Here is a 22,197-nt window from a genome sequence, read left to right as displayed (position 1 = left end):
TTAGGCTTCTCGCGTTTGTTCTATGGGCAGGTTTCCAACACGGCACTCTGCGACGCCGACTGTCTCGCGGGTGATTGCTTCCACCTTCTCCTGAGCCTTCTGCGCGTCGGTAACCCAGAGCTTGTAGAACTCAAAGGGGCAGTCGGCGACGCCTTTGTCGCCGTCGCCAGCAGCGTGCACACCGGAGTAGCCGCGGTGCAGCAGTTTGAACAGGTGGTTCTGGGATTGGTCGTGGGTTCGAGCGTCGCGGATGGCGGAGAGCGAGAGTTGCGCGTACTGGATTCCGTATTCCTCCTCACCGGTCTCGCCGAGGGTGCGTCCGTCGAAACCGATGATTGAGGAGTGGCCGAAGTACGAGTACACGCCGTCGAATCCCGCGGCGTTCGCCACTGCGACGTAACAGTTGTTCGCCCAGGCCATCGCTTTGGCCATCAGTACCTGTTGGTCCTTCGAGGGGTACATGTAGCCCTGGCAGCGGACGATGAGTTCGGCCCCCTTCATCGCGCAGTCCCGCCAGATCTCTGGGTAGTTGCCGTCGTCGCACACGATGAGGGAAATCTTCATGCCCTTTGGGCCCGCCGTGACGTAGGTGGTGTCGCCCGGATACCACCCTTCGACGGGGCACCACGGGAGAATTTTCCGGTACTTCTGAACGATCTCGCCTTGGTCGTTGATGAGGACGAGAGTGTTGTAGGGGGGCTTGTGCGGGTGATCTTCGTGCTGTTCGCCGGTGATGGAGAAGACCCCCCACGTGCGCGCCTGGCGGCAGGCTTTGGCGAAGATCGAGGTTTCGTCACCGGGGATCGTCGCTGCGGTCTCGTACATCTCGGACTCGTCGTACATGATGCCCTGCGTCGAGTACTCCGGGAAGATGACGAGATCCATGCCCGGAAGGCCGGATTTCATCCCGACGATCATGTCGGAGATCTTCTGCGCGTTCTCGAGTACCTCGGCTCTGGTATGCAGGCGCGGCATCTTGTAGTTGACGACCGCGACGCCGACTGTGTCTGGACTGGATGAAATATCGCCGTGACGCATGAGGGATCCCTCCTTGTTGTGGTGTACCTGAGTGGTTATGCGTGGATGGCTCGGGATGAGGCGCCCACGTGACTGGTTGCTGGTTCGTGGCGGGCTATCGCCGCGGCGAGCGCGATAAGGGTGAGGAACGCCGCAGCGGTGCCCCAGGCGGCGGGTGCCGTAGGTGTGTAATTGCCGGTGAGCCCCAGGAATGCGGGAATCGTGCAGGTCGGCTGACTCAGCAGCACGACTGCCCATCCGGTGAACCGGGTGAATTCAGTCCGGCGCAGTCCGAGTACCAGGAAGAAGAGGGACCACAGGAGTGCCCACGCGAGCCAGATGACGCCGAAGACAGGATCGGCGCTCAGTGTGAACGAGAGGGCCGAGTAGATCACTGCGGCGGCGGCCACGAAAAGGGAAAACCAGCCGAGCCCCTGGGTGTCGAGACCCGCAAGAGTGGTTATTCCCACGTAGAGGTAGGTGAAACCGAAAAGGTACAGGCCAGAGGCGGCCAGAATAGCGGTGGTGTCACCTGCGGCCTGAATGAGCAGAACGGTGGGCAGGACGCACTGGAGAGCGCCGACGAACAAGTTGAGCACTGCCGCTGAGCGCTGGGGGACTGCTCCCAGCAGCATCAAGCCGTTGACGAACAGGACAGCTCCCACGTATAGCAAGCCCACGTTGCCCATCGGATCCTCCATGTAATTTCAAATGAAAAGATTTCAAATGAATCTAAGTGGTGGCCGTCACATAGTCAAGGGCTGAGCGAAGGCTGGCTAGAACGATCTGGGCTAGAGCGTCGTAATGACGTCGAAGTCCACGCCATTCGCTACGGCGAGATGAACCCGCTGGCTTCCTTGCGAGCCGCGAAACTCGACGGGGCCGCGTGGCCCGTCGTAGCCAGCACCATCCACAACTGCGTCGAGCCGGCTGATCTCAAGTGACCCAGCACGTTCCACCAGCGTGGCGAGGGTCTGGATGCCCTCGTAACACGATTCGGCCGCGTTGTTGAGCGCTGGAGCATGGACGCCGTGCAGAGATGTGTATCGGCTGACCAGTTCAAGAGAATTGGCGCCAATCATCGACCGGAAATACGCGGCGGCGACGAAGAGGCCGATGGTGGCGTCTGTTCCGCTGGCCATCAGCATGTTCTCTTCCATCAGCGGACTGAAGCGCACGATCGAATCGTGCAGACCGGCTCGTGCGAAGGCTCGATTGAACTCGACGGCATCCTGCCCCACAAGCAACATCAGCACACCCTCGGGCTGCAAGGCGGCCACGCGTGCGATCAACTCGCGCATGTCACTGCGTCCGAGGTGAACGAACGTTTCATTGAGAATGGTCAGCCCGAGATCGTGGGCGTAGTGATGGACTGCCGAGGCCGACAAATGGGGCCAGACATAATCATCGCCGACGATCATCCACCTGCGCGTGCCCAGGTTGTCCCGCAGCCACTCAAGCGCGGGGCCGATCTGTTCGCGCGGTGTCTCGCCGCAACAGTAGATTCCAGTTCGGTGCTCCCCGCCCTCGTAGAGGGAGGTGTACGCATAGGGGATGCGCCCTGCCAGTACTGGCGCGAGCGCATGGCGGACCGATGAGATGTGCCATCCACTCACCGCATCGATGACCCCTTCGTCAGCAAGTCTCCGGACGTGGTCCGCCACATCGGCTGGCCGCCCACCACCGTCGATGATCTCGAGCTCGACCTCGCGACCGAGCAGCCCGCCCCGAGCGTTGAGCTCATGCGCGCCGAGGGCCGACAGAGCTTCGCACGACGGGCCAAACAGCCCAGCCGGGCCCTGAAGGGGCACGACCATACCGATGCGCAACGCAGCGCTTCCCTGGGGCCGGAGGAGTCTTCCCGAAGGCACTGTCATTTCTTCCCCGCTGCGGGCTACACTCATTTCAATTGAAAGTATTAGCGTTGGTCACATCGAGCGCAAGTAGGTGAAGCCGTCATTTCTGGGAAGGCGCTGAGCGGACAAGGCAGGCAAGGGCGAGCGCCCTCGCTGGCATATGTGCTCCACCGACTGGCGAAGGTACGCGCGAAAGCGGCGGAAGCACTTATGCAATCGGAATCGCTCAGCTTCGATCAATGGCTCGTCATCGAGGCGCTGGCGCTAGCGGGAAGCAGGTCCGCCGAAGGGCGGACGATGGCCGAGGTTCAGCATGCGACACAGGTGTCGGGTCCGACACTTACGCGCGTGGTAGACAAGCTCGTCATGCGCGCTTTTCTGTATCGCGAAGTCGACCCCGCGGACCGCCGGAAGGTGCGCGTACATCTCAGTGACAGGGGAGCGGACCTCTATGCGCGCCTCGCGGACCTGCTGGCGGCGGACGAGAGTGAATGGCTGGGCTCGGAAGCACTTGACCGAGAGTCTCGAGAGAACATTGCCCGCATAACCGATACGGTAGAGGCGTGACTGGTCCCTTCGCTGCCATCCCCACCCCTTACGAGGACCTGCTGCGTGACGTGCTCGAAAGCGGCGAACCCAAGCCCGATCGCACCGGCACCGGAACGCGCAGTGTCTTTGGCCGTCAGCTTCGATATGACCTAACTCAGGGCTTCCCGCTGATCACGACCAAGCGTGTACACCTCAAATCGGTTGTCTACGAACTCTTATGGTTCTTGCGCGGGGAATCGAACGTGCGCTGGCTCCAGGAGCATGGCGTCACAATCTGGGATGAGTGGGCACGGGAGGATGGTGAGCTGGGCCCGGTTTATGGCGTCCAGTGGCGTTCCTGGCCGACCCCGGATGGTCGCCATATTGATCAAATATCTCAGGTTGTCGAGTCGATCCGTGACGCGCCACATTCACGGCGGCACCTCGTCTCGGCATGGAATGTCGGCGAGATCGAGAACATGGCGTTGCCGCCCTGTCACGCGTTCTTTCAGTTTTACGTCGCCGGCGGGAAGCTCTCATGCCAGCTGTATCAGCGCAGCGCGGACCTATTTCTTGGCGTGCCGTTCAATATCGCGAGTTACGCGTTGCTCACCGAGATGGTGGCTCAGCAGACCGGCTACCAGCCCGGGGAATTCATCTGGACGGGCGGCGACTGTCATATCTATGACAACCACGTAGAGCAGGTGACGAGGCAACTTGAGCGTGACCCATATCCGTACCCGGCGCTGAAGTTTGCCCGGAAGCCGACGACGCTCTTCGATTACGACTATGACGACATCATCGTCGAGAACTATCGGCACCACCCGCCGATCAAGGCGCCGGTAGCAGTCTAGGGGGCATGGATGAGGATGATCTGGGCCCAGTCGCGCGGCCGGGTTATCGGCAACCAGGGAGCGATACCGTGGCATATTCCGGAGGATATGGCCCATTTCCGGGACACCACCCAGGGCTGTCCCGTGATCATGGGGCGGTCGACGTGGGACTCGCTCAAGCCCAAGTTCCGGCCCCTCCCGGGCCGCGACAACATCGTCGTCACGAGACAGTCGGACTGGGCAGCTGAGGGCGCCATCGTGGCGCACTCGTTGCCGGAGGCTTTCGAGGAAGCGAACCGCAAAGCCTGGGTGATGGGCGGCTCGCAAATTTACGCGGAGGCGTTGCCGTACGCGAGCCTGGCTGTCGTCACCGAAGTCGATATCGACGTACCGGGTGACGCGTTCGCCCCGGAGCTCGACGATTCGTGGACGCTCGAATCGGCCGATCCAGCGAAGGGCTGGCATACCTCAACGAACGGCCACCGGTACCGCTACCTCCGCTACGTCAGACCGGTCTGAGGGGCCCGCGATGTCACGGACCCCTCGCTGCTACGGGGTCTGCGGGTCGACGTCGAACATCTCCGCGAGGTTATCCAGGATTGCGTGCGCACCCTGAATGCTCACCGGTGTCATCCAGATGTCGTCGCGGACATCCACCTTTCGGCCGTTGAGGGTTTCCCAAAGCGGGTTGTTGATGAACTGAGCAGCTGCTTCGCGCACTTCGTCGGCTTCTGAATCAGTCCCAGGGTTCCAGGTTGAGACGACAATCACGTCAGCCTCGGCGAGGTGCAGGTTCTCCGGGCTGATCGAGTTCATGATGTTTGTCGGATCGTCAGGGTCTTCGAGCTGTGAGGCAGGGCGCGCGAGCCCTGCATCCTCGAGCACGATTCCGCTGAACGAGGTACTCCGGTAAAGGCGCGCGGTGGGTTCACCCGCGAAGCGGACGATCGAAACCACGGGATCACCGTGTTTCTCGTTGATCGCTTCGCCGATCCTGCGTGCTCGCTCTTCGTACTCACGGATCTTCTCGTCCGCGACGTCCTCCTTGCCGAGTGCCTCGGCCAGGAGCCGGATATTTTCCTTCCACGTCGGCCCGGTGGTCTGTGAAAACACGGTAGGAGCGATCGCGGAAAACTGGTCGTAGAGGTCCTCGTGACGGACGGCCGCGGAAACGATGAGGTCAGGCTCGAGCGCGGCCAGTTTTTCGACGCTGGGGGAGTTGAGCTCGCCGATCGACTCGGCCGTGGTCCCGAATTTCTCGCGGTCTTCGCCAAGGTATTCCGGCAATCCGGGCTGTCGATAGTCAGTGTACGCGACGAGTTCGGATTCGAGCAGCAGCACAGCGTCCGCGTAGCTGGAGTCGAGGCCGGCAATACGAAGAGGTTCCGCGGATATTTCCGTTTCGCCCATGTAGTGCTCAACAGTGCGGGGGAACTGCCCGTCAGACGACTGCGCGGTGGGCGCGGCTTCAGGCGAGGTGCCGCATCCGGTGAGCAACGCTGTCGCCGCGAGCGCGCTGATGACAGCGCGGCAGGTGCGACTGTTCGAAAGCATGTGAGAGGTCACGTGGATCCCGATCTCGAATGAATGATTAGGTGTGGCAAACCTATCTACCAGATCGCAGCACACTTTGGGAAGCCTCACCTTGGTTCTGAAGGTGCGATACCTCCACGGCACGCCGAAGCGTGACCGGGCATGCGAGAGCACACCAGCGACTGGATCGCGGCAAGATTCGTCCTCCTGCCCAATGTCCGATCGTGACGCAAAACCGCAGCTCGTGGTGACTGAACCGCGTTGCTTCCAGCAGTGTTTATCGCTCAGTTACGACAAACCGTAGGACCGGTGCACACGCACTCACGGCGAGGGTTTAGGATTTGGCTCAGCGACAGCAAACAGTCTGCGCTCACTAGTTGTGGGCACAGGCGCGCAGTCAGGAGGATCAGTGACCGCCGTAGCGCCCAAGCCGGATCTGGATCGGCCGTACCCGCCCAGGCATAAGCCGAAGGGTTCCCTGATCTATGACATGATGACGACAACCGATCACAAGCTGATCGGGATGATGTACCTGACTACATCATTCTTCTTCTTCTTGGTCGGCGGCGTTATGGCGCTGCTTATGCGTGCCGAGCTTGCTGTGCCGGGCCTGCAGTTCCTTTCGAACGAGCAGTTCAACCAGCTTTTCACCATGCACGGCACCGTTATGCTGCTGCTCTACGCAACGCCCATTGTGTTCGGCTTCGCGAACGTGATCCTCCCGCTGCAGATCGGCTCGCCCGACGTCGCGTTCCCGCGTCTGAACGCATTCAGCTACTGGCTGTACCTCCTCGGCGCGCTGATCGCCGTGAGCGGTTTCGTCACTCCTGGCGGCGCGGCTGACTTCGGCTGGACTGCGTACACCCCCCTGTCGACCGCGATCCACTCACCTGGCCCAGGCGGTGACCTGTGGATCATGGGTCTGGCTGTCGGTGGTCTGGGCACCATCCTGGGTGCCGTCAACATGATCACCACGGTCGTGTGCCTCCGCTGCCCGGGTATGACGATGTTCCGGATGCCCATTTTCACGTGGAACATCCTGGTCACCAGCGTGCTGGTCCTTCTCGCGTTCCCGCTTCTCACCGCCGCACTGCTCGGGCTCTTCGCTGATCGCCAGCTAGGAGCGAATATCTACGATCCGGCGAACGGTGGAGTGCTGCTCTGGCAACACTTATTCTGGTTCTTCGGTCACCCGGAGGTCTACATCATCGCGCTGCCGTTCTTCGGCATCGTGTCTGAGATCTTCCCGGTGTTCTCCCGCAAGCCGATCTTCGGCTATACCGGTCTGGTCTACGCAACCCTCGCGATCGCGGCGCTGTCCATCGCGGTCTGGGCGCACCACATGTACGCAACGGGTGCGGTACTGCTGCCGTTCTTCAGCTTCATGACATTCCTCATCGCGGTGCCTACCGGTGTGAAGTTCTTCAACTGGATTGGCACGATGTGGAAGGGTCATTTGACCTTCGAAACGCCGATGATCTTCAGTCTCGGCTTCCTCGTCACCTTCCTCTTCGGTGGTCTCTCCGGCGTCCTCCTCGCGAGCCCGCCGCTCGACTTCCACGTCACGGACTCGTACTTCGTTGTCGCGCACTTCCACTACGTGCTGTTCGGCACCATCGTGTTCGCGACGTTCGCCGGCATTTACTTCTGGTTCCCGAAGATGACGGGCCGTATGCTCGACGAGCGCCTCGGCAAGTGGCACTTCTGGACAACCTTCATTGGCTTCCACACCACCTTCCTCGTGCAGCACTGGGTTGGTAACGAAGGCATGCCGCGGCGCTACGCGGACTACCTTCCGGGCGATGGCTTCACCACCCTGAACACAATCTCCACGATTGGTGCCTTCATCCTCGGAGCCTCGACGATCCCGTTCATCTGGAACGTCTTCAAGAGCATTCGCTTCGGCGAGGTTGTGTCGGTGGATGACCCGTGGGGTTACGGCAACTCCCTGGAATGGGCGACCAGCTGCCCGCCGCCGCGGCACAACTTCTACGAGCTTCCCCGCATCCGGTCCGAGCGTCCTGCGTTCGAACTGCACTACCCGCACATGATCGAGCGGATGCGTGACGAAGCCCATGTGGGCCCCGGCCACGGCCACAAGTCCAATGAACTTGTCGAAGCTGACCGCCACGCTCCGCCGCCATACCGACCGGTAGCGAAGCCTGAGGAAGAAAAGTAGCCTCAATCCGATCGCGACGGCCCTGCCTGCACCCGCTGGCAGGGCCGTTTCAGTGAGCAGCGGATAATCTCTTCTAGAATTTGGACGCCGAAAGGGGAGCGCGGTGAGCACACCGGAAACCACGGTTCTGATCACGGTGACGGGCCGGGACAAACCTGGTGTTACGTCCGTCCTGTTCGGTGCGCTTTCGCGGCACGAAACGAACCTGCTTGATGTCGAGCAGGTGGTGATTCGCGGACGCCTCACGCTCGGGGTCCTGCTCACAACTCCGCATGACGCGGAGGCACTCCAGGACGAAGTCGAGCAGGCGATGGCCTCCATAGGATTCAATGTCGATGTGGAGATCGGGGCGGACCCCGTTGGCGGACGCTCATTGTCCACCCACGCCATTGTGGTCCTCGGCAGGCCAGTAACCGCTCGGACATTCAAAGTCATTGCCCGTGAGTTAGCCCGGCAGGGCGTCAACATCGACACGATCCGTGGCGTTGCTGACTATCCGGTAACCGGCCTTGAACTCCAGGTGAGCACACCACACGGCACCCACGATGACGACCTCAACCTTCGCCAGGGGCTCGCGGAACTCTCCGTTTCTGAAGGCGTCGACATCGCTGTCGAGCGCGGCGGTCTCGCCCGGCGCGCGAAACGCCTGATCGTTTTCGACGTGGACTCGACCCTGATTCAGGGTGAAGTCATCGAGATGCTCGCCGCTCACGCCGGCCGTGAGGCAGAGGTCCGGCACGTGACGGAGGCAGCAATGCGCGGTGAGATCGATTTCACCGAATCGCTGCATCAGCGAGTCGCCGCGTTGAACGGCCTCGATGCGGCAGTCATCGATGAGGTTGCGTCGAAGCTTGAGTTGACGCCCGGTGCACGGACGACAATCCGGACGCTGAGGCGACTCGGTTTCCGGTGCGGGGTGGTCTCCGGCGGTTTCCGCCAGGTCATTCAGTCCCTCGCAGACGAACTTGAACTGGATTTCATCGAAGCGAACACGCTCGAGATCGTGGACGGAAAACTCACCGGGCGCGTGCTCGGACATGTCGTGGATCGGGCCGCGAAGGCTGTAGCGCTGCAAACTTTCGCCGATCAGCGAGGAGTTCCGATCGAGCAGACCGTCGCCGTCGGAGACGGCGCCAACGACATCGACATGATCCAGGCAGCCGGCCTTGGAATCGCTTTCAATGCGAAACCGGCGCTGCAGGAAGTCGCGGATGCCTCGCTCACTCACCCGTACCTCGACGCGATCCTGTTCATTCTCGGGATTACGCGGGACGAAGTGGAGCACGCCGATGCGGCTGAAGGTCTCATGCGGCGTGTCCCCATCTTGTGATCACGATGGATCATCCCGTTATTGATGAGGGCTTCGCGGCTCGACACGCACGCCTAGCCGCGCTTTGCAGCCCGCAGGCGCGGATGGGCGCACGTGCAGACCCGGATGACCCCGCCGCAGTGCTGGCCATGCAGATTGTTCTGCACATTCCGAAGCGAGTGCCACCGGCTCGCAGCGGCTTGCTCGCCGCAGCCGCCGCGGCCTCGGTCGCTGTGTGTCTTGATGAGCGTGTGAGCGAAGGCGGCGCGTGGGACGAGCCCGTCGCTGCCTGGATGTCCTCGCGGATCCGTAAGGTCGCGCGGCGCGCACGGGGTGCGCAGTGGGCGGCAGTTCAGGAACTCGACGGGGTGACCAGCACCGTGAACGGAGCTCAAGCGCGTGCGTTCGTCCCGGGCCCAGTGGGTGCCCTCGATTCGCGCCTGAAGCGTTTACAGATATCGGGCACCGATCTTGAGAATGACACTCCCGGCGCGGACCAGGACGATTTGCCGGTGTTGTGGGTGAACTCGTCCCTCGGCATGACCGTGGGCAAGGAAGCCGCGCAAGTGGGGCACGCTTCGATGCTGCTGGCCGCGGCGCTGAGCACCGCGCGTGTGGCGAAGTGGGCGAGCAACGATTACGCCTGCACGGTACGCGAAGCCGACCCTGGGAGGTGGGCACAACTGCTCGCCGCTGGTGGTGTTGTCGTCCGAGACGCGGGCTTCACCGAGATCGCTCCTGGCTCGCCTACCGTAATCGCTTGCTGGTGACGTCAGAGCTCACGGCGTGCGCGAATGCGCTGAAGTGCACCGAGGGCGACATCGCGGTCAGTTGTCTGCCAGAACGGCGGCAGTGACGCACGGAGGTAGTTGCCATAGCGAGCCGTGGCGAGTCTGGGGTCGAGAATAGCGACGACACCGATATCGTCGACGCTCCTCAGAAGTCGTCCCGCTCCCTGCGCGAGCAGGAGCGCAGCATGGGAGGCCGCGACCGTCATGAAGCCGTTACCCCCGCTAGCCTCGACAGCGCGCTGACGGGCGCGCAACAACGGATCGTCGGGCCGTGGGAAAGGAATGCGGTCCACGATGACAAGGGATAGTGACGGCCCCGGCACATCGACGCCCTGCCACAGCGAAAGCGTGCCGAACAGCGAGGTCGCTTCGTCTGCGCCGAACTGTCGCACAAGTTGGCCGGTCGAGTTGTCGCCCTGACACAGGATGGGGGTGCTGATGCGGTCCTGAAGAGCGTCAGCGGCCGCGCGTGCGGCGCGCATGGAGGAAAACAAGCCCAGCGTCCGGCCGCCCACCGCGTCGACGAGCGCCGCAATTTCGTCGAGGCATGCGGGCGCGAGTCCATCCCGGCCGGGTGGGGGAAGGTGGCGGGCAGTGTAGAGGATGCCTGCGCGGGGATGGTCGAAGGGCGAACCTGCATCCAGACTGGTCCACCGCAGCGCTGACGAGTCGGACGGGGTTTCTTTGCCTGACGCGAGTGCAGGGTCGGGGCCCGGCTCGCTGGAGCCGGACTGCGTCGGCAGGCCCCAGTTGCGTGCCAGCGCGTCGAATGTTCCGCCGATCGCGAGAGTTGCCGACGTGAGGATGACGGTCGCTTCCGCGAACAACCGTGATCGCAACAAACCCGCGACGGAGAGCGGAGCGACGCGCACGACATCGCCGCGCCGGTCGTCCCGGTTGAGCCACACCACGTCGCGTCGTCGCGCCGGATCCGGCTCCCCGTACGCTTCGAGCACACGCACCGCGGTGTCGTGCAACTCGTCGAGCAGCGCCAACGCATTGGTACGCGCGGCGGCTGCCTCCGGCTCGGCGGTGGCCATGCCTTGCCGGATCGGGCCGATCGCCGTGCGCGCGGTCCATGCGGCGTCGCGCAGGCCGGATAAGACGAGCGCTGCTGTGGGGGATAGCGTTTCCCACAGTCCCTCCGGCGCATTTTCCAGGAGCCCGTCCAGGTCGTCCGCCACTGCGTGGAGCGCGTCCGATTCGGCGTCTTCAATCAGCCGCACACATTTGCGGGCCGCCGCGATCACGGACGCTGACGTGAGTTCAGCAGTCGCGGCACCGGTCACGCGATCAACGAGTTCGTGTGCCTCGTCAATGATGACGACGTCATGGTCGGGGAGGATGCTGGCTTCGGAAAGGGCGCCGATCGCGAGGAGCGCATGATTGGTGACGACGACGTCAGCATGCGACGCGGAGACGCGGGCCCGTTCAGCGAAACACTGTTCTCCGATTGGGCAACGGCTGACACCAAGACACTCGCGGGAGGTCACGCTGATCTGTCGCCAGGCCTGGTCGCTGACGCCTGGGATAACTTCCTCACGATCGCCGGACTCTGTTTCTTCCGCCCATTCGTGCAGACGCCGGATGTCCCGCCCGAGCCGGGAGGCCGCAAAGGGGTCGAAAAGACCGTCACCGCCGCCCTCATCGGGATCTTCGGGTGTGTTGTGGAGCTTATTCAGGCACAGGTAGTTGTTGCGACCCTTGAGTATCGCGAATTCTGGTGCGCGGCCCAACGCCGGTTTGAGAGCTTCGGCGAGACGGGGCAGATCCCGATCGATGAGCTGCTTCTGAAGCGCGATAGTCGCTGTGGACACCACAACTGTGCTACCACTTTGCACCGCATGCGCTATCCCGGGAACGAGGTATGCGAGTGACTTGCCGGTACCCGTGCCAGCTTGCACGGCGAGGTGCTCACCAGTGTCGATGGCGTGGGCGACCGCGGACGTCATCGTCAACTGCCCGGACCGTTCTTTTCCGCCTAGCGCTTCCACCGCGCGCCGGAGCAGCGATTGTGTGCGCAGCACGGCGGGAGAGCCAGCAGCGACGGGTGGGGAAGTCACGAGACGAGACTACTTCAGCGAGCCACCAACGGACCCGGCTGTGGTTACACCGTTGTCGCGGAGTTCGGTCAGGGCACGATCGATTGTTTCCGGGCTGACCCCGACGGTGTAGTCGAGCAGGACACGTGCGGCGAACCCTTCGCGCGCCGCGTCGAGCGCGGTGGCTCGCACGCAGTGATCTGTCGCAATGCCGACGATGTCGACAGCTTCCACGCCGTGCTGACGTAACCAGTCGGCTAACGACTTGCCGTCAGCTGTCGCCCCTTCGAAGCCTGAGTAGGCAGCCGTGTACGCGCCCTTCGAGAAGACTGCTTCGACATGCTGCAGGTCAAGATCCGGGTGGAATTCTGCTCCCTCGGTGCCGACCTTGCAGTGCACCGGCCAGCTGTCGACAAAATCCGGGTTGTCAGAGAAGTGGTCGCCAGGGTCGATGTGATAGTCGCGGGTAGCGACGATGGTGTCGTAGCCAATTTCGGTCTCGAGGGTGTCGGTGACGAGGGACGAGATCTCGCCCGCGATCGCCGCCCCGCCAGCCACGGCGAGCGAGCCGCCCTCACAGAAGTCATTCTGGACGTCGACGACGATGAGCGCCTTCTTCGTTTCGCGAGTCATTCCGTAGCCTCCTCAGTGCGGTGCGCGTGCGGTCACCTATTCGGTGACGAAGCGTGTGGGGATGGCTGGTTCCCCGTGCGACAAGGCCAAGCCTTCCCAGGGAAGGCTCTTCAGGCCTGCTGCCACAAGCTGCCGTCCTTCCTCCAGTGTGGGCGCTTCGGCGTCCGGTTCGCCACCGCTGAGCAGACTGACCGTCACCTCCCGTGACGTCAGACTCGTGGGCGCAGGTGGCGGTTCTGCGGTCGCGAGGCAGATGACTTCTTCGACAACGATTCCTGTGTCGCGTGCGAAGCGGACGGCTCTTTTCGATCCGCCCCGCGTTTCTTTGCTGGAACTCCTTTTCGCGACGGGGCGGCCATCGACTTCGGTGAGCTTGTAGACCATGCCCGCGGTGGGAGCGCCCGAGCCAGTGACGAGCGACGTGCCCACCCCGTAGCTGTCTACCGGTTCAGAGCGGAGAGCGGCGATCGAGTACTCATCGAGATCACCCGACACGACGATCTTTGTTCGGGTTGCTCCGAGGTCATCGAGTTGCTGGCGCACCTGGCGTGCGAGCACGCCTAGGTCGCCGGAGTCGATCCGGACCGCGCCAAGATCAGGTCCCGCGACTTCGACCGCTGCGCGGACGCCCTCAGTGATGTCGTAGGTGTCGACGAGGAGTGTGGTTCCAGCTCCTAGCGTGGCTATCTGCGACCGGAACGCGGCTGCCTCGTCGGGGCCGTCTGATCCTGTGTGCAGGAGTGTGAAAGCGTGGGCGCTCGTGCCTGCGCTGGGAACCCCATACTGGCGGGCCGCTTCGAGGTTGGACGTCGCGGTGAAGCCGGCGAGGTACGCGGCCCGCGCTGAGGCTACTGCCGCGCTTTCGTGAGTACGCCGTGAACCCATTTCGATCAGTGCACGGCCGTCGGCTGCGGTGACCATCCGGGCGGCTGTCGACGCGATCGCTGTGTCATGGTTGAGAATAGAAAGCACGACAGTCTCGAGGATCACGCACTCAGCGAAGGTCCCCGTAACAGACAAGACTGGTGACCCAGGGAAGTAGAATTCCCCTTCGCGATACCCGGTGACGTTGCCCTGGAAGCGGAACTTCTCAAGCCAGCGCAGCGTCTCTTTGTCCAGGACGCGGCTCAGCGAGCGCAAGTCATCGTCGGTAAACCGGAACCGTGCTATTGCATCGAGCACCCTCGCGGTACCTGCGACGATGCCGTACCGGCGACCGTAGGGCAGTTTTCTGGCGAACACTTCGAAGGTGCACCGGCGCTGGGCAGTGCCGTCTTTCAGTGCCGCCGCGAGCATCGTGTATTCATACTGATCCGTCAGCAGTGCCGTGGATTGAGCAGTCACAACGACAACGGTACGGCCATGATCGACTGTGTGGTGGAGAGTCGAATGGCTGATTGGTGGATTTGGGCGAGTTTCGCGGAGCGCTAAGTGTGACCCGAGCCGAAGGTCGTACCCTGGTTGTATGCCTGTTCCGATGGAAACCGACCCCCAGACTTCGCCTGGAGTGACGCCGGGTGGTCTGTCTGTCGCCGACGAGGATGAGGCCAGCCAGCGGCCCTGGGTGACGATCGTGTGGGATGACCCGGTCAATCTCATGCAGTACGTAACGTACGTTCTTCAGAAGATTTTCGGATACAGCCGCCAGAAGGCGACTGAACTGATGCTGAAGGTACACAACGATGGCAAGGCTGTCGTGTCGTCCGGGACGCGCGAGAAGGTCGAGATCGACGTCCGTAAACTTCATGCTGCGGGCCTGTGGGCGACGATGCAGCACGAATCGTGATTGGCCGGGTGACGGCTCTGCGCTCGCGCCCCTACAAGGTTCCCGTGCAAAGTTGCCGATTTGGGGAAGGGCGCGATTACCGGTGCATGCCTGGAGCAGGAAGAACACCTTAGGCGGACCGAGGTTTCGCTCGCAGATCGATGCGCACGAGGCCAAGGTACTGCGCTCTGTGGTGCAGTCCGTTGTCACGATGCTCGACGAGCGTGAGAATGTTTCGCCGCACGACGAGCTCGAGGAGCTAACGGGCATGCGGACGGGAAGTGCCAGCCCTCCCGAAAACTCGGTCTTGGGACGCCTGCTGCCGGACTTCCACCGGGTGGACGCGGAGGGAGTTGAAGAGAAATCTGATGAGACCGCGGGCCTCAACAGCGCGCTACGGAGCCTCAACGAGCCACACATCATCGAAGCAAAGCGTGGCGTGGCTTCCGTCCTGCTCGAGACACTGCCGCCTGAAGGCGGGAAGGTCTCGCTCAGTCCAGAACAGGCTGACGCGTGGGTAACGGCCGTCAACGACGCCCGGCTTGCACTCGGAACAATGCTCGAAATTTCAGACGAAACCCCCGAGGAAATCGACCCCAATGATCCACGGGCGCCCCAACTGGGCGTCTATCACTGGCTCACGTGGATGCAGGACTCCCTGGTCACTGCGGTAATGGGAGACTGAGGAGCTAGCCTATGGCCGGAGCAGCGGGTACTGACCGGAAGGCGGGGGCGGGCAACGCCCTCACTGACGTGTCTGGATTGCTGGTGGGCCACTGGAGTCGACTAGATTCTGACGCGTCGCTCGGTTCGGGCTGGGCAACGGGCTGCACGGTTGTCCTGGCGCCTGAAGGAGCGGTTGCGAGTGCTGATGTTCGTGGCGGCGGGCCTGGAACGCGGGAAACCGACCTGCTCCGGCCAGAGAACACTGTGCAGCATGTGCACGGTGTGCTGCTTTCTGGCGGCAGTGCCTATGGGCTTTCGGCTGCCGAGGGTGTCATGCGGTGGCTTGAGGAGCGCGGGCATGGCCTCGCGATTGGCGGGGAGGGGCTCGTCGTCCCCATCGTGGCTGGCGCGGTGATATTCGATCTTCCTGTGGGAGCTTGGGGGAATCGGCCGGATGCGGAATCCGGCTATTCCGCTGCCGGTGCGGCCAGTCGGCATTTCGCCACTGGCTCGGCTGGCGCGGGCACGGCTGCACGGGCTGGTGCGATCAAGGGCGGTGTCGGAACAGCGAGCGTGGTGCTGAGTGCTGGCCCAGCGGCGGGAGCGACCATCGGCGCACTCCTAGTGGTGAACCCGGTCGGCTCGGTGTACTCACCGAAAACCGGTCTTCCTTGGGGCGCGGAAAGCGAAATCGGGAACGAATTCGATTTGCCACAGCCCTCGGAAGAGCAAATCGCGACCGCGGCGGCGCTCGCAGCAAAGGGGACAGTGGTCAACACAACAATCGGGGTGGTCGCGACTGATGTGCCGCTGGATAAGGCGGGCTGCAAGCGACTTGCGATAGCGGGACAAACCGGCTTGACGAGGGCAATCCGGCCCGCGCACTCGCCTCTCGACGGCGACACCATATTTGCGCTCTCCACCGGAAAAGGTGGCGTGCCAGATCCCGAGACGGACTCCAGCGTGACACCGGCGCCCCCACACGGTATACCGGCAGAGACAGGGGTGCTTGACGCCCTGTGCGCGGCAGCGGCCGATTGCGTTGAACGGGCGATTGTTCACGCTGTCCTCGATGCTGCGCCGGTCGCGGGAATTCCGGGATACCGTGACCTGTTCCACGCCAAGTGAGCAGCGATAGCACCCGGGCACGACGCGACGATGCACGCGGTCGCATGCGACAGGAGGCGAGATGACGTTCGGCTCAGGCGGGTCCGGCGGACCGGGTGGATTCGGTCCGCCGCCGTTGGGTGGAGGTCCTGGCGGCATTGGCCCCGCTGGACGTCCAAAGCGCAAAGGGCCTGTTCCGCGGTGGCAGCAAGGAATCGTCGCCACGGTCTCGTTCGTGGGCATTCTGTACTTGATCGAGTTGCTCGATGTGCTGACTGCACATCCCTTTGCGCTCTCAGGGATTGCGCCCCGCACGACAGACGGACTGAGCGGCGTGTTGTTTGCGCCGCTCATCCACGCGGACTGGGCGCACCTGATGGCGAATTCGGTGCCGCTGCTTGTCCTCGGTTTTCTCGTCTTTTTGTCGTCGCTGACGCGTGCTTTGATGGCCACTGCGATCATCTGGGTGATCGGCGGCATGGGAACCTGGCTGACCGGCGGTGAGAACACCGTGCACATAGGCGCTTCGATCATCGTGTTCGGATGGCTTGCATTCCTCGTGACGCAAGGGATTTTCACGCGCAGTGGGGTGCAGTTGCTCATTGGCGGAGTTGTTCTGTTCTTCTATGGCACGCTTCTTTGGGGTGTTTTGCCGGGGCAGCAGGGCGTCTCGTGGCAGGGGCATCTCTTCGGCGCTCTGGCCGGGGTGGTAGCGGCGTGGGTCTTGTCCGGTGACGAGCGTGCGAGACGGCGTGCCGCGCGACAACAGTTGCCTCCCCACGGTGGGGTGTGGCAGTGACTGAATCTACTGTGGCCGGCGCGCCTGGGCCGCCCGTGTTCCGCGAACCAGATGCGAACGCGCCTATCGGAATTTTCGATTCCGGGGTGGGTGGTCTTACGGTTGCCCGCGCAATTATCGATCAATTGCCCGACGAGGATGTGATCTACGTCGGTGACACCGCCAACGGGCCCTATGGGCCGCTCACCATTCCGGAAGTTCGTGCACATGCGCTCGCAATCGGAGATGATCTTGTTCATCGAGGCGCTAAAGTGCTCGTTATCGCCTGTAATACGGCTTCAGCCGCCTATTTGAGGGATGCTCGCGAACGATATCCGGTCCCTGTTGTTGAAGTAATCCTGCCTGCGGTACGGCGCGCAGTGAAAACGACACGGAACGGGCGAATCGGAGTAATTGGCACGCAGGCGACGATTGCTTCCCGGGCATACGAGGACAGTTTCGCAGCGGCCCGCGATGTTGATGTCGTCTCTGCTGCCTGTCCTCATTTCGTCGACTTCGTGGAGCGTGGGATTACCAGCGGCAGGCAGGTCATGCAGCTTGCGCAGGGTTATCTTGATCCGCTGCAGCGCGCTGGGGTCGACACGGTCATCCTCGGCTGCACCCACTATCCATTGCTGTCTGGCGTCATTCAGTTGGCGATGGGTGAAGACGTCACACTCGTTTCGAGCGCTGAAGAGACAGCCAAGGATGTTGTGCGTGTACTAACCGAACGGGATTTGCTGCACGAGCACACCGACCGCATCGCGAATCGCGAGTTCCTGGCGACGGGGGAGCCGGAGTTGTTCCGGAAACTCGCCGCGCGTTTCCTTGGTCCCTCGGTTCCTGTTGTTGGGCACGTGTGACGCCGCTTACTCGGCTCCGAATTGCAAAGGTGATATGTCACAAAAGGATTCGGGTTGGACGCAGGTTGCATCACGGTCAGGTGTAAATCTCGCACATTTTAGGGATTTGGGGGAGAAGTTGAATGTGAATTGACGGGACGTGGCAGCATTAGCGTATGCGTGTAACCGTCCTGGGCTGTTCCGGAAGCGTCACCGGTCCGGATTCGCCAGCGTCGGGATATCTGATCAGTGCAGAGAACTCCCCGCCGCTGGTTCTTGATTTCGGTGGTGGCGTCCTCGGTGCGCTCCAGCGGTACCTCGATCCTGGTGACGCGACGCTTCTGTTATCGCATCTGCATGCTGATCATTGCCTCGACATTCCAGGTCTCCTCGTCTGGCGGCGCTATCACCCCAACCCGCCTGAAGGAAAAGCGCTCGCCTACGGCCCTACCGACACCGCCATGCGTATTGGCGCCGCGTCGTCGGAAGTGGGAGGGCACATCGATGACATCTCGGACGTTCTCGACGTGCACGTGTGGAAAGACGGACGTGCCGTCACCTTCGGTGATGTAACAGTGCTGCCCCGGCGCGTCTTCCATCCGCCCGAGTCCTACGGTTTCCGGTTCACGGACGGCACTGGCGCAGTGTTTGCCTCCAGCGGTGACACCGGCATGTGTGAGGCGGTCTTCGATCTCGCGAAGAATGCCGATGTGTTCCTTTGCGAAGCCTCATGGACCCATTCCCCGGACCGCCCGATAGGAGTCCACCTATCTGGCACAGAGGCCGGTCAGATCGCCCGCGAAGCCGGTGTGGGGCAACTGTTGCTGACCCACGTACCGCCGTGGACCTCCAGAGAAGCGATATTCAAGGAAGCGCAGGCCGAGTTCGACGGCCCCGTGCATGTCGTGCAGCCGGATGACCAGTTCCAGGTAGTCCAGGTTGCCCCAGCCGACTTGGGCTGACTGGGAATCGCGCACGTTGTCAGGGCGTCCGCGGCGGGTTGTCGGACGGAACAGTTAGGCTCGTTGTGTGACGAGACGTGATGATGGCAGAGAAGACAACGAACTCCGTCCCGTTCGGATTACCCGGGGGTTCACAAACTACCCGGCTGGGTCCGTGCTCGTGGAATTCGGGCAGACGCGAGTTTTGTGTACCGCCTCAATTGACGAGGGCGTGCCGCGATGGCGAGAGGGTACTGGGCAAGGCTGGCTGACCGCCGAATACGCGATGCTGCCTTCGGCAACGCACACCCGGAGTGGCCGCGAATCGGTCCGCGGCAAACTCGGTGGCCGGACGCAGGAGATCAGTCGACTGGTTGGCCGATCGCTGCGTGCGTGCATTGACCTCGGCGCTATCGGCAGTCGCACCGTCACGGTCGACTGTGACGTTATCCAGGCTGACGGCGGAACGCGCACGGCAGCTATCACCGGGGCCTACGTCGCGCTCCACGATGCGATGACCTACCTCGGCGCGGCCGACGCGCTAGTGGATCCCAAACCTCTTTCGTGCGCTATTGCGGCTGTGAGTGTCGGAGTTGTCGACGGGCGGGTCAGGCTCGACCTTCCGTACGAGGAAGATTCTCGCGCTGAGGTGGATCTCAATGTCGTTGCAACCGACGTGGGTACCCTCGTCGAAGTCCAAGGGACGGGTGAGGGCGCGACGTTCCCGCGGTCGACTCTCGACAAACTGATCGACCTGGCGCTCGAGGGCTGCGAACAGCTGTTCGTCGTGCAGAACGAAGCGCTGGCTGCGCCCTACCCGGGTGAACTTCCGAAGCCCGATCCCAGCGCTCCCAAGCGGAAGTCGTTCGGATCCAAATGAGTAAGACTCTGCTCGTCGCGAGCCGTAACCAGAAGAAGCTTGCTGAGCTGCGCCGAATCCTCGATGTTGCGGGCATCGCCGGCATCACACTTGTGGGGCTCGGAGACGTTGAACCGTACACGGAATCTCCTGAAACCGGCGAGACCTTCGAGCAGAACGCCCTCGCGAAAGCCCGAGACGGTGCGCAGGCGACTGGTCTCGCGTGCGTGGCCGACGACTCAGGGCTGGAAGTGGCTGCGCTGCATGGGATGCCGGGAGTTCTCTCTGCGCGCTGGTCTGGCGAGCATGGCGACGATGATGCGAACAACCGTCTCTTGCTCGGTCAGTTGCGGGACGTAACTGGAGAGCGGCGGTCCGGCGCGTTCGTGTCCGCGTGTGCGCTTGTTGTTCCAGACGGGGTCGAAACCGTTGTGCGGGGGACGTGGAAGGGCAGGATCGCCACGCAGGCGTACGGCGAGGGGGGCTTCGGTTACGACCCTATTTTCATCCCAAATGAAGCGCTCCCTGTCGAAGAGGGTGGAACGCCACGCACTGCGGCACAGATGACAGCCGATGAGAAGGACGCTGTCTCGCACCGTGGGCAGGCGTTGCGCAAACTGGTGCCGGCACTGGCGCATTGGGCGAGCAGCTAAGTTCTTTACTCCTCGGTGCGCGGAGTGACGGTGAGACTTCCGTCTATCTCCTGGACCGAGTCCGTCACCGCCTCGGCGTCGTGCGATCGTGCCGTGACGCGCAGCTGGATGACATATGAGGCGTCGTCGTCCTCCGCGATGACGGTACGCTCGACGATGGCGATGTACCCCGCCTCATCATCGAGGTATTCACCCGAAAGAGCGTACGATGGCAACCCGCTGATCTCTGAGTCAGGGTCGTCCACAGCGATTTCGAAGCCGGGAAGATTGGCGACAGCTCCGCCGGCATGTTCCAGTAAGTCTTCGGGGTCGACGATCCGATCGAGGCGAAGCACCGTCAGGACGGCCGCGGGCAGTGGTCCGGGGTCATGCTCAGACTCCCACTGAGTGCCGACCGCAGCGACGTATGACTGTGGGAACATTCCGGGCGCTGCGAGTTCCCAGCCGCTTGGCAGATCGAACTCGACAGCCGGTCCAGTCTCAGTTCCGGCAGCAAGGGGAGTCCGGCCAATGCCGTTCTCCGCAAGGTAGTCGGCGATCGAGTAGGCGGGTTCCGGCTCTACTGTATCGGCAGCCTCCGTAGTAGTTGCTGCCGCCGCCGGAGGTACTGAAACCGCCACTGTCGTAGGCGGAGCGGGAGGTGAGCCGTCAGGCGTGTCCCCGTTGTCGGCAGCGCATCCGCCAAGAATGATGGCGGCTGCAGCGATTCCGGAAATCCGAACCAGGGGACGGTTTGTCATGCATGTTACATATCCCGGGAGGCTACCCATGTCAAAGTCCCGCCGGGCGATTCACAAACGCTGCCCGGCTCTGACCTTCTGTGTCACGCGATGCTCGACATAGAAGGAGAGGAAGGGCACCGTGCCCGCGAGTAATACACCGATCGTCGGGAAAGGTCGCCATCTCGCTTTCACTGCGAGATCTGTCGCCATGATCAGGTACACGAAGTACACCCAGCCGTGAACTATGGGGATGATGCGCGCCCACTCGGGGAGATCCATATTCATCGGGTACTTCATGATCATCTCGACGGTGAGGACGAGTAGCCAGATGCCGGTGGTGATGGCAAGAACGCGGTATCGCGTGAGCGCCGAACTGACCCGGGCCGGAAGCTGCCCGCTCGTTCCGGACGCGGATACCGTGCTCGACGCGCTCGCGGCACGCTCAGATGTCACGAAGTACTCCTATCGCGGTCATGTTGAGAGAGTTCTGCGAGATACGCGTTGTACGCGGTGATTTCGGGATCCTCGTCTGCGTGTCCCGCGGGCGCCGGGCGTGGAGGCAGGACGTCTTCGGGCACCTCGCGAGGAGGGCCCTGTACTGGTTCGCCTTTCTCCTCTTCTTTCTCGAGGCGCACGAACCGGTAGTAGGCGTACACGAGGAATCCGGCGAAGAGTGGCCATTGCAGCGCATAACCGAGGTTTTGTGCTGATCCTGCGGCGGATTCGTAGCGCTGCAGTTGCCACCAGCCGAGCACGAGGCACGCAGTAGCGCCGACGATCACAAAGATGATCAGCGCTAGCCTCGGCGATCTGCTTGGTTCGGCCACGTATTAAAAGGTACCTGCAGAAGTGATGTGAGCGCGCACACGGACTGGTGAACTGGCGCAGTGATTACCCCGTTGGATCTAGGCATCATGGCACGAATGCCAGACCATGCCTGAAAGCTTGTGCGCGAGGGGGGACTTGAACCCCCACGTCCTAAGACACTGGAACCTAAATCCAGCGCGTCTGCCAATTCCGCCACTCGCGCGCACTCGCGGCCTGACCAAAGGCCACAGGTTGACGGGCTAAAGATTACGTCTTCGGGTTGCCATTTGCCAGTAGGGCTCAAAAAGTACCGTTGAACTGGGATTTCTCTCATTG

24 protein-coding genes and 1 tRNA gene are annotated in these 22,197 nt (G+C 62.3%); 14 read left to right on the top strand and 11 right to left on the bottom strand.

Annotation, left to right across the window (positions count from 1 at the left end; genetic code table 11):
- From AS9A_RS17455 to AS9A_RS17445, 3 genes are all read right to left on the bottom strand, one after another.
- On the bottom strand, positions 1–1,038 hold the full coding sequence (locus AS9A_RS17455; RefSeq protein WP_013808432.1) for an aliphatic amidase: 1,038 nt from the start codon (positions 1,036–1,038) through the stop codon (positions 1–3).
- Between the two features lie 35 nt (positions 1,039–1,073).
- Positions 1,074–1,706, bottom strand: a complete 633-nt coding sequence (locus tag AS9A_RS17450; protein WP_013808431.1) for an AmiS/UreI family transporter — start codon at positions 1,704–1,706, stop codon at positions 1,074–1,076.
- Positions 1,707–1,808: 102 nt separating this feature from the next.
- Positions 1,809–2,834: a substrate-binding domain-containing protein gene (locus AS9A_RS17445; protein WP_041451185.1), complete on the bottom strand. Its 1,026-nt coding sequence runs from the start codon at positions 2,832–2,834 to the stop codon at positions 1,809–1,811.
- A 201-nt stretch (positions 2,835–3,035) separates the two neighbouring features.
- On the opposite strand from AS9A_RS17445, the gene AS9A_RS17440 reads away from it, so the two are divergent.
- From AS9A_RS17440 to AS9A_RS17430, 3 genes are read left to right on the top strand one after another with little or no spacing between them, the layout of a single operon-like run.
- Entirely contained in the window at positions 3,036–3,440 is a 405-nt protein-coding gene (locus tag AS9A_RS17440; RefSeq protein ID WP_237707831.1) for a MarR family winged helix-turn-helix transcriptional regulator, read from the top strand.
- Positions 3,437–4,255, top strand: a complete 819-nt coding sequence (locus AS9A_RS17435) for a thymidylate synthase (RefSeq protein WP_013808428.1) — start codon at positions 3,437–3,439, stop codon at positions 4,253–4,255. Before AS9A_RS17440 ends, AS9A_RS17435 begins: the two co-directional genes overlap by 4 nt.
- A gap of 9 nt (positions 4,256–4,264) precedes the next feature.
- Positions 4,265–4,753 carry a dihydrofolate reductase gene (locus AS9A_RS17430; protein WP_041451183.1) on the top strand — a complete coding sequence of 163 codons (489 nt, stop codon included), beginning with the start codon at positions 4,265–4,267 and terminating at the stop codon, positions 4,751–4,753.
- A 30-nt stretch (positions 4,754–4,783) separates the two neighbouring features.
- On the opposite strand, the gene AS9A_RS17425 is transcribed toward AS9A_RS17430, so the two are convergent.
- Positions 4,784–5,788 carry an ABC transporter substrate-binding protein gene (locus tag AS9A_RS17425; protein WP_041451182.1) on the bottom strand — a complete coding sequence of 335 codons (1,005 nt, stop codon included), beginning with the start codon at positions 5,786–5,788 and terminating at the stop codon, positions 4,784–4,786.
- A 388-nt stretch (positions 5,789–6,176) separates the two neighbouring features.
- On the opposite strand from AS9A_RS17425, the gene ctaD reads away from it, so the two are divergent.
- The 3 genes from ctaD (at position 6,177) to AS9A_RS17410 (ending at position 10,025) form a co-directional block, all read left to right on the top strand.
- Positions 6,177–7,946 (top strand): aa3-type cytochrome oxidase subunit I, encoded by a 1,770-nt coding sequence (gene ctaD, locus AS9A_RS17420; protein WP_013808424.1) that lies wholly within the window; start codon positions 6,177–6,179, stop codon positions 7,944–7,946.
- A 103-nt stretch (positions 7,947–8,049) separates the two neighbouring features.
- The gene (gene serB, locus AS9A_RS17415; protein WP_013808423.1) at positions 8,050–9,276 is read left to right on the top strand and encodes a phosphoserine phosphatase SerB; all 1,227 of its coding nucleotides are present in this window, start codon (positions 8,050–8,052) and stop codon (positions 9,274–9,276) included.
- A 5-nt stretch (positions 9,277–9,281) separates the two neighbouring features.
- Positions 9,282–10,025 carry an aminoacyl-tRNA hydrolase gene (locus AS9A_RS17410; RefSeq protein ID WP_041452143.1) on the top strand — a complete coding sequence of 248 codons (744 nt, stop codon included), beginning with the start codon at positions 9,282–9,284 and terminating at the stop codon, positions 10,023–10,025.
- 2 nt (positions 10,026–10,027) lie between these two features.
- Here AS9A_RS17410 and AS9A_RS17405 read toward each other — a convergent pair whose 3' ends face one another.
- From AS9A_RS17405 to AS9A_RS17395, 3 genes are read right to left on the bottom strand one after another with little or no spacing between them, the layout of a single operon-like run.
- On the bottom strand, positions 10,028–12,109 hold the full coding sequence (locus AS9A_RS17405; RefSeq protein ID WP_272942022.1) for an ATP-dependent DNA helicase: 2,082 nt from the start codon (positions 12,107–12,109) through the stop codon (positions 10,028–10,030).
- A gap of 9 nt (positions 12,110–12,118) precedes the next feature.
- Positions 12,119–12,721 carry an isochorismatase family protein gene (locus tag AS9A_RS17400; RefSeq protein WP_013808420.1) on the bottom strand — a complete coding sequence of 201 codons (603 nt, stop codon included), beginning with the start codon at positions 12,719–12,721 and terminating at the stop codon, positions 12,119–12,121.
- Positions 12,722–12,757: 36 nt separating this feature from the next.
- Complete coding sequence (locus AS9A_RS17395; protein ID WP_237707967.1) at positions 12,758–14,017, bottom strand: nicotinate phosphoribosyltransferase; 1,260 nt, start codon at positions 14,015–14,017, stop codon at positions 12,758–12,760.
- A 169-nt stretch (positions 14,018–14,186) separates the two neighbouring features.
- Between AS9A_RS17395 and clpS the strand changes: the two genes are divergently transcribed.
- The 8 genes from clpS to AS9A_RS17355 all read left to right on the top strand — a co-directional run bounded on the left by clpS (position 14,187) and on the right by AS9A_RS17355 (position 20,332).
- Complete coding sequence (gene clpS / locus AS9A_RS17390) at positions 14,187–14,507, top strand: ATP-dependent Clp protease adapter ClpS (RefSeq protein ID WP_148262499.1); 321 nt, start codon at positions 14,187–14,189, stop codon at positions 14,505–14,507.
- Positions 14,508–14,589: 82 nt separating this feature from the next.
- On the top strand, positions 14,590–15,171 hold the full coding sequence (gene aosR, locus AS9A_RS17385; protein ID WP_041451181.1) for an oxidative stress transcriptional regulator AosR: 582 nt from the start codon (positions 14,590–14,592) through the stop codon (positions 15,169–15,171).
- An 11-nt stretch (positions 15,172–15,182) separates the two neighbouring features.
- The gene (locus AS9A_RS17380; RefSeq protein ID WP_013808416.1) at positions 15,183–16,280 is read left to right on the top strand and encodes a P1 family peptidase; all 1,098 of its coding nucleotides are present in this window, start codon (positions 15,183–15,185) and stop codon (positions 16,278–16,280) included.
- Between the two features lie 61 nt (positions 16,281–16,341).
- On the top strand, positions 16,342–17,058 hold the full coding sequence (locus AS9A_RS17375; RefSeq protein ID WP_013808415.1) for a rhomboid family intramembrane serine protease: 717 nt from the start codon (positions 16,342–16,344) through the stop codon (positions 17,056–17,058).
- 35 nt (positions 17,059–17,093) lie between these two features.
- On the top strand, positions 17,094–17,900 hold the full coding sequence (gene murI / locus AS9A_RS17370) for a glutamate racemase (RefSeq protein ID WP_013808414.1): 807 nt from the start codon (positions 17,094–17,096) through the stop codon (positions 17,898–17,900).
- A gap of 155 nt (positions 17,901–18,055) precedes the next feature.
- Entirely contained in the window at positions 18,056–18,841 is a 786-nt protein-coding gene (locus AS9A_RS17365) for a cyclic nucleotide-degrading phosphodiesterase (protein ID WP_013808413.1), read from the top strand.
- A 67-nt stretch (positions 18,842–18,908) separates the two neighbouring features.
- Complete coding sequence (gene rph / locus AS9A_RS17360; protein WP_013808412.1) at positions 18,909–19,700, top strand: ribonuclease PH; 792 nt, start codon at positions 18,909–18,911, stop codon at positions 19,698–19,700.
- Entirely contained in the window at positions 19,697–20,332 is a 636-nt protein-coding gene (locus AS9A_RS17355; protein ID WP_013808411.1) for a non-canonical purine NTP pyrophosphatase, read from the top strand. The genes rph and AS9A_RS17355 overlap by 4 nt, the downstream gene beginning before the upstream one ends.
- 5 nt (positions 20,333–20,337) lie before the next feature.
- Here AS9A_RS17355 and AS9A_RS17350 read toward each other — a convergent pair whose 3' ends face one another.
- The 4 genes from AS9A_RS17350 to AS9A_RS17335 form a co-directional block, all read right to left on the bottom strand.
- On the bottom strand, positions 20,338–21,072 hold the full coding sequence (locus AS9A_RS17350; RefSeq protein WP_013808410.1) for an LpqN/LpqT family lipoprotein: 735 nt from the start codon (positions 21,070–21,072) through the stop codon (positions 20,338–20,340).
- Positions 21,073–21,123: 51 nt separating this feature from the next.
- Complete coding sequence (locus tag AS9A_RS17345; protein WP_013808409.1) at positions 21,124–21,507, bottom strand: DUF3817 domain-containing protein; 384 nt, start codon at positions 21,505–21,507, stop codon at positions 21,124–21,126.
- Complete coding sequence (locus AS9A_RS17340) at positions 21,504–21,881, bottom strand: hypothetical protein (RefSeq protein ID WP_013808408.1); 378 nt, start codon at positions 21,879–21,881, stop codon at positions 21,504–21,506. The genes AS9A_RS17345 and AS9A_RS17340 overlap by 4 nt, the downstream gene beginning before the upstream one ends.
- A gap of 121 nt (positions 21,882–22,002) precedes the next feature.
- A tRNA-Leu gene (locus tag AS9A_RS17335) sits at positions 22,003–22,084 on the bottom strand.
- Positions 22,085–22,197: the final 113 nt, after the last annotated feature.

Source organism: Hoyosella subflava DQS3-9A1 (assembly GCF_000214175.1).
Lineage (GTDB): Bacteria > Actinomycetota > Actinomycetes > Mycobacteriales > Mycobacteriaceae > Hoyosella > Hoyosella subflava.
Note: the sequence above shows the minus strand (reverse complement) of the source record. Positions and strands in the feature narration are given on the sequence as shown.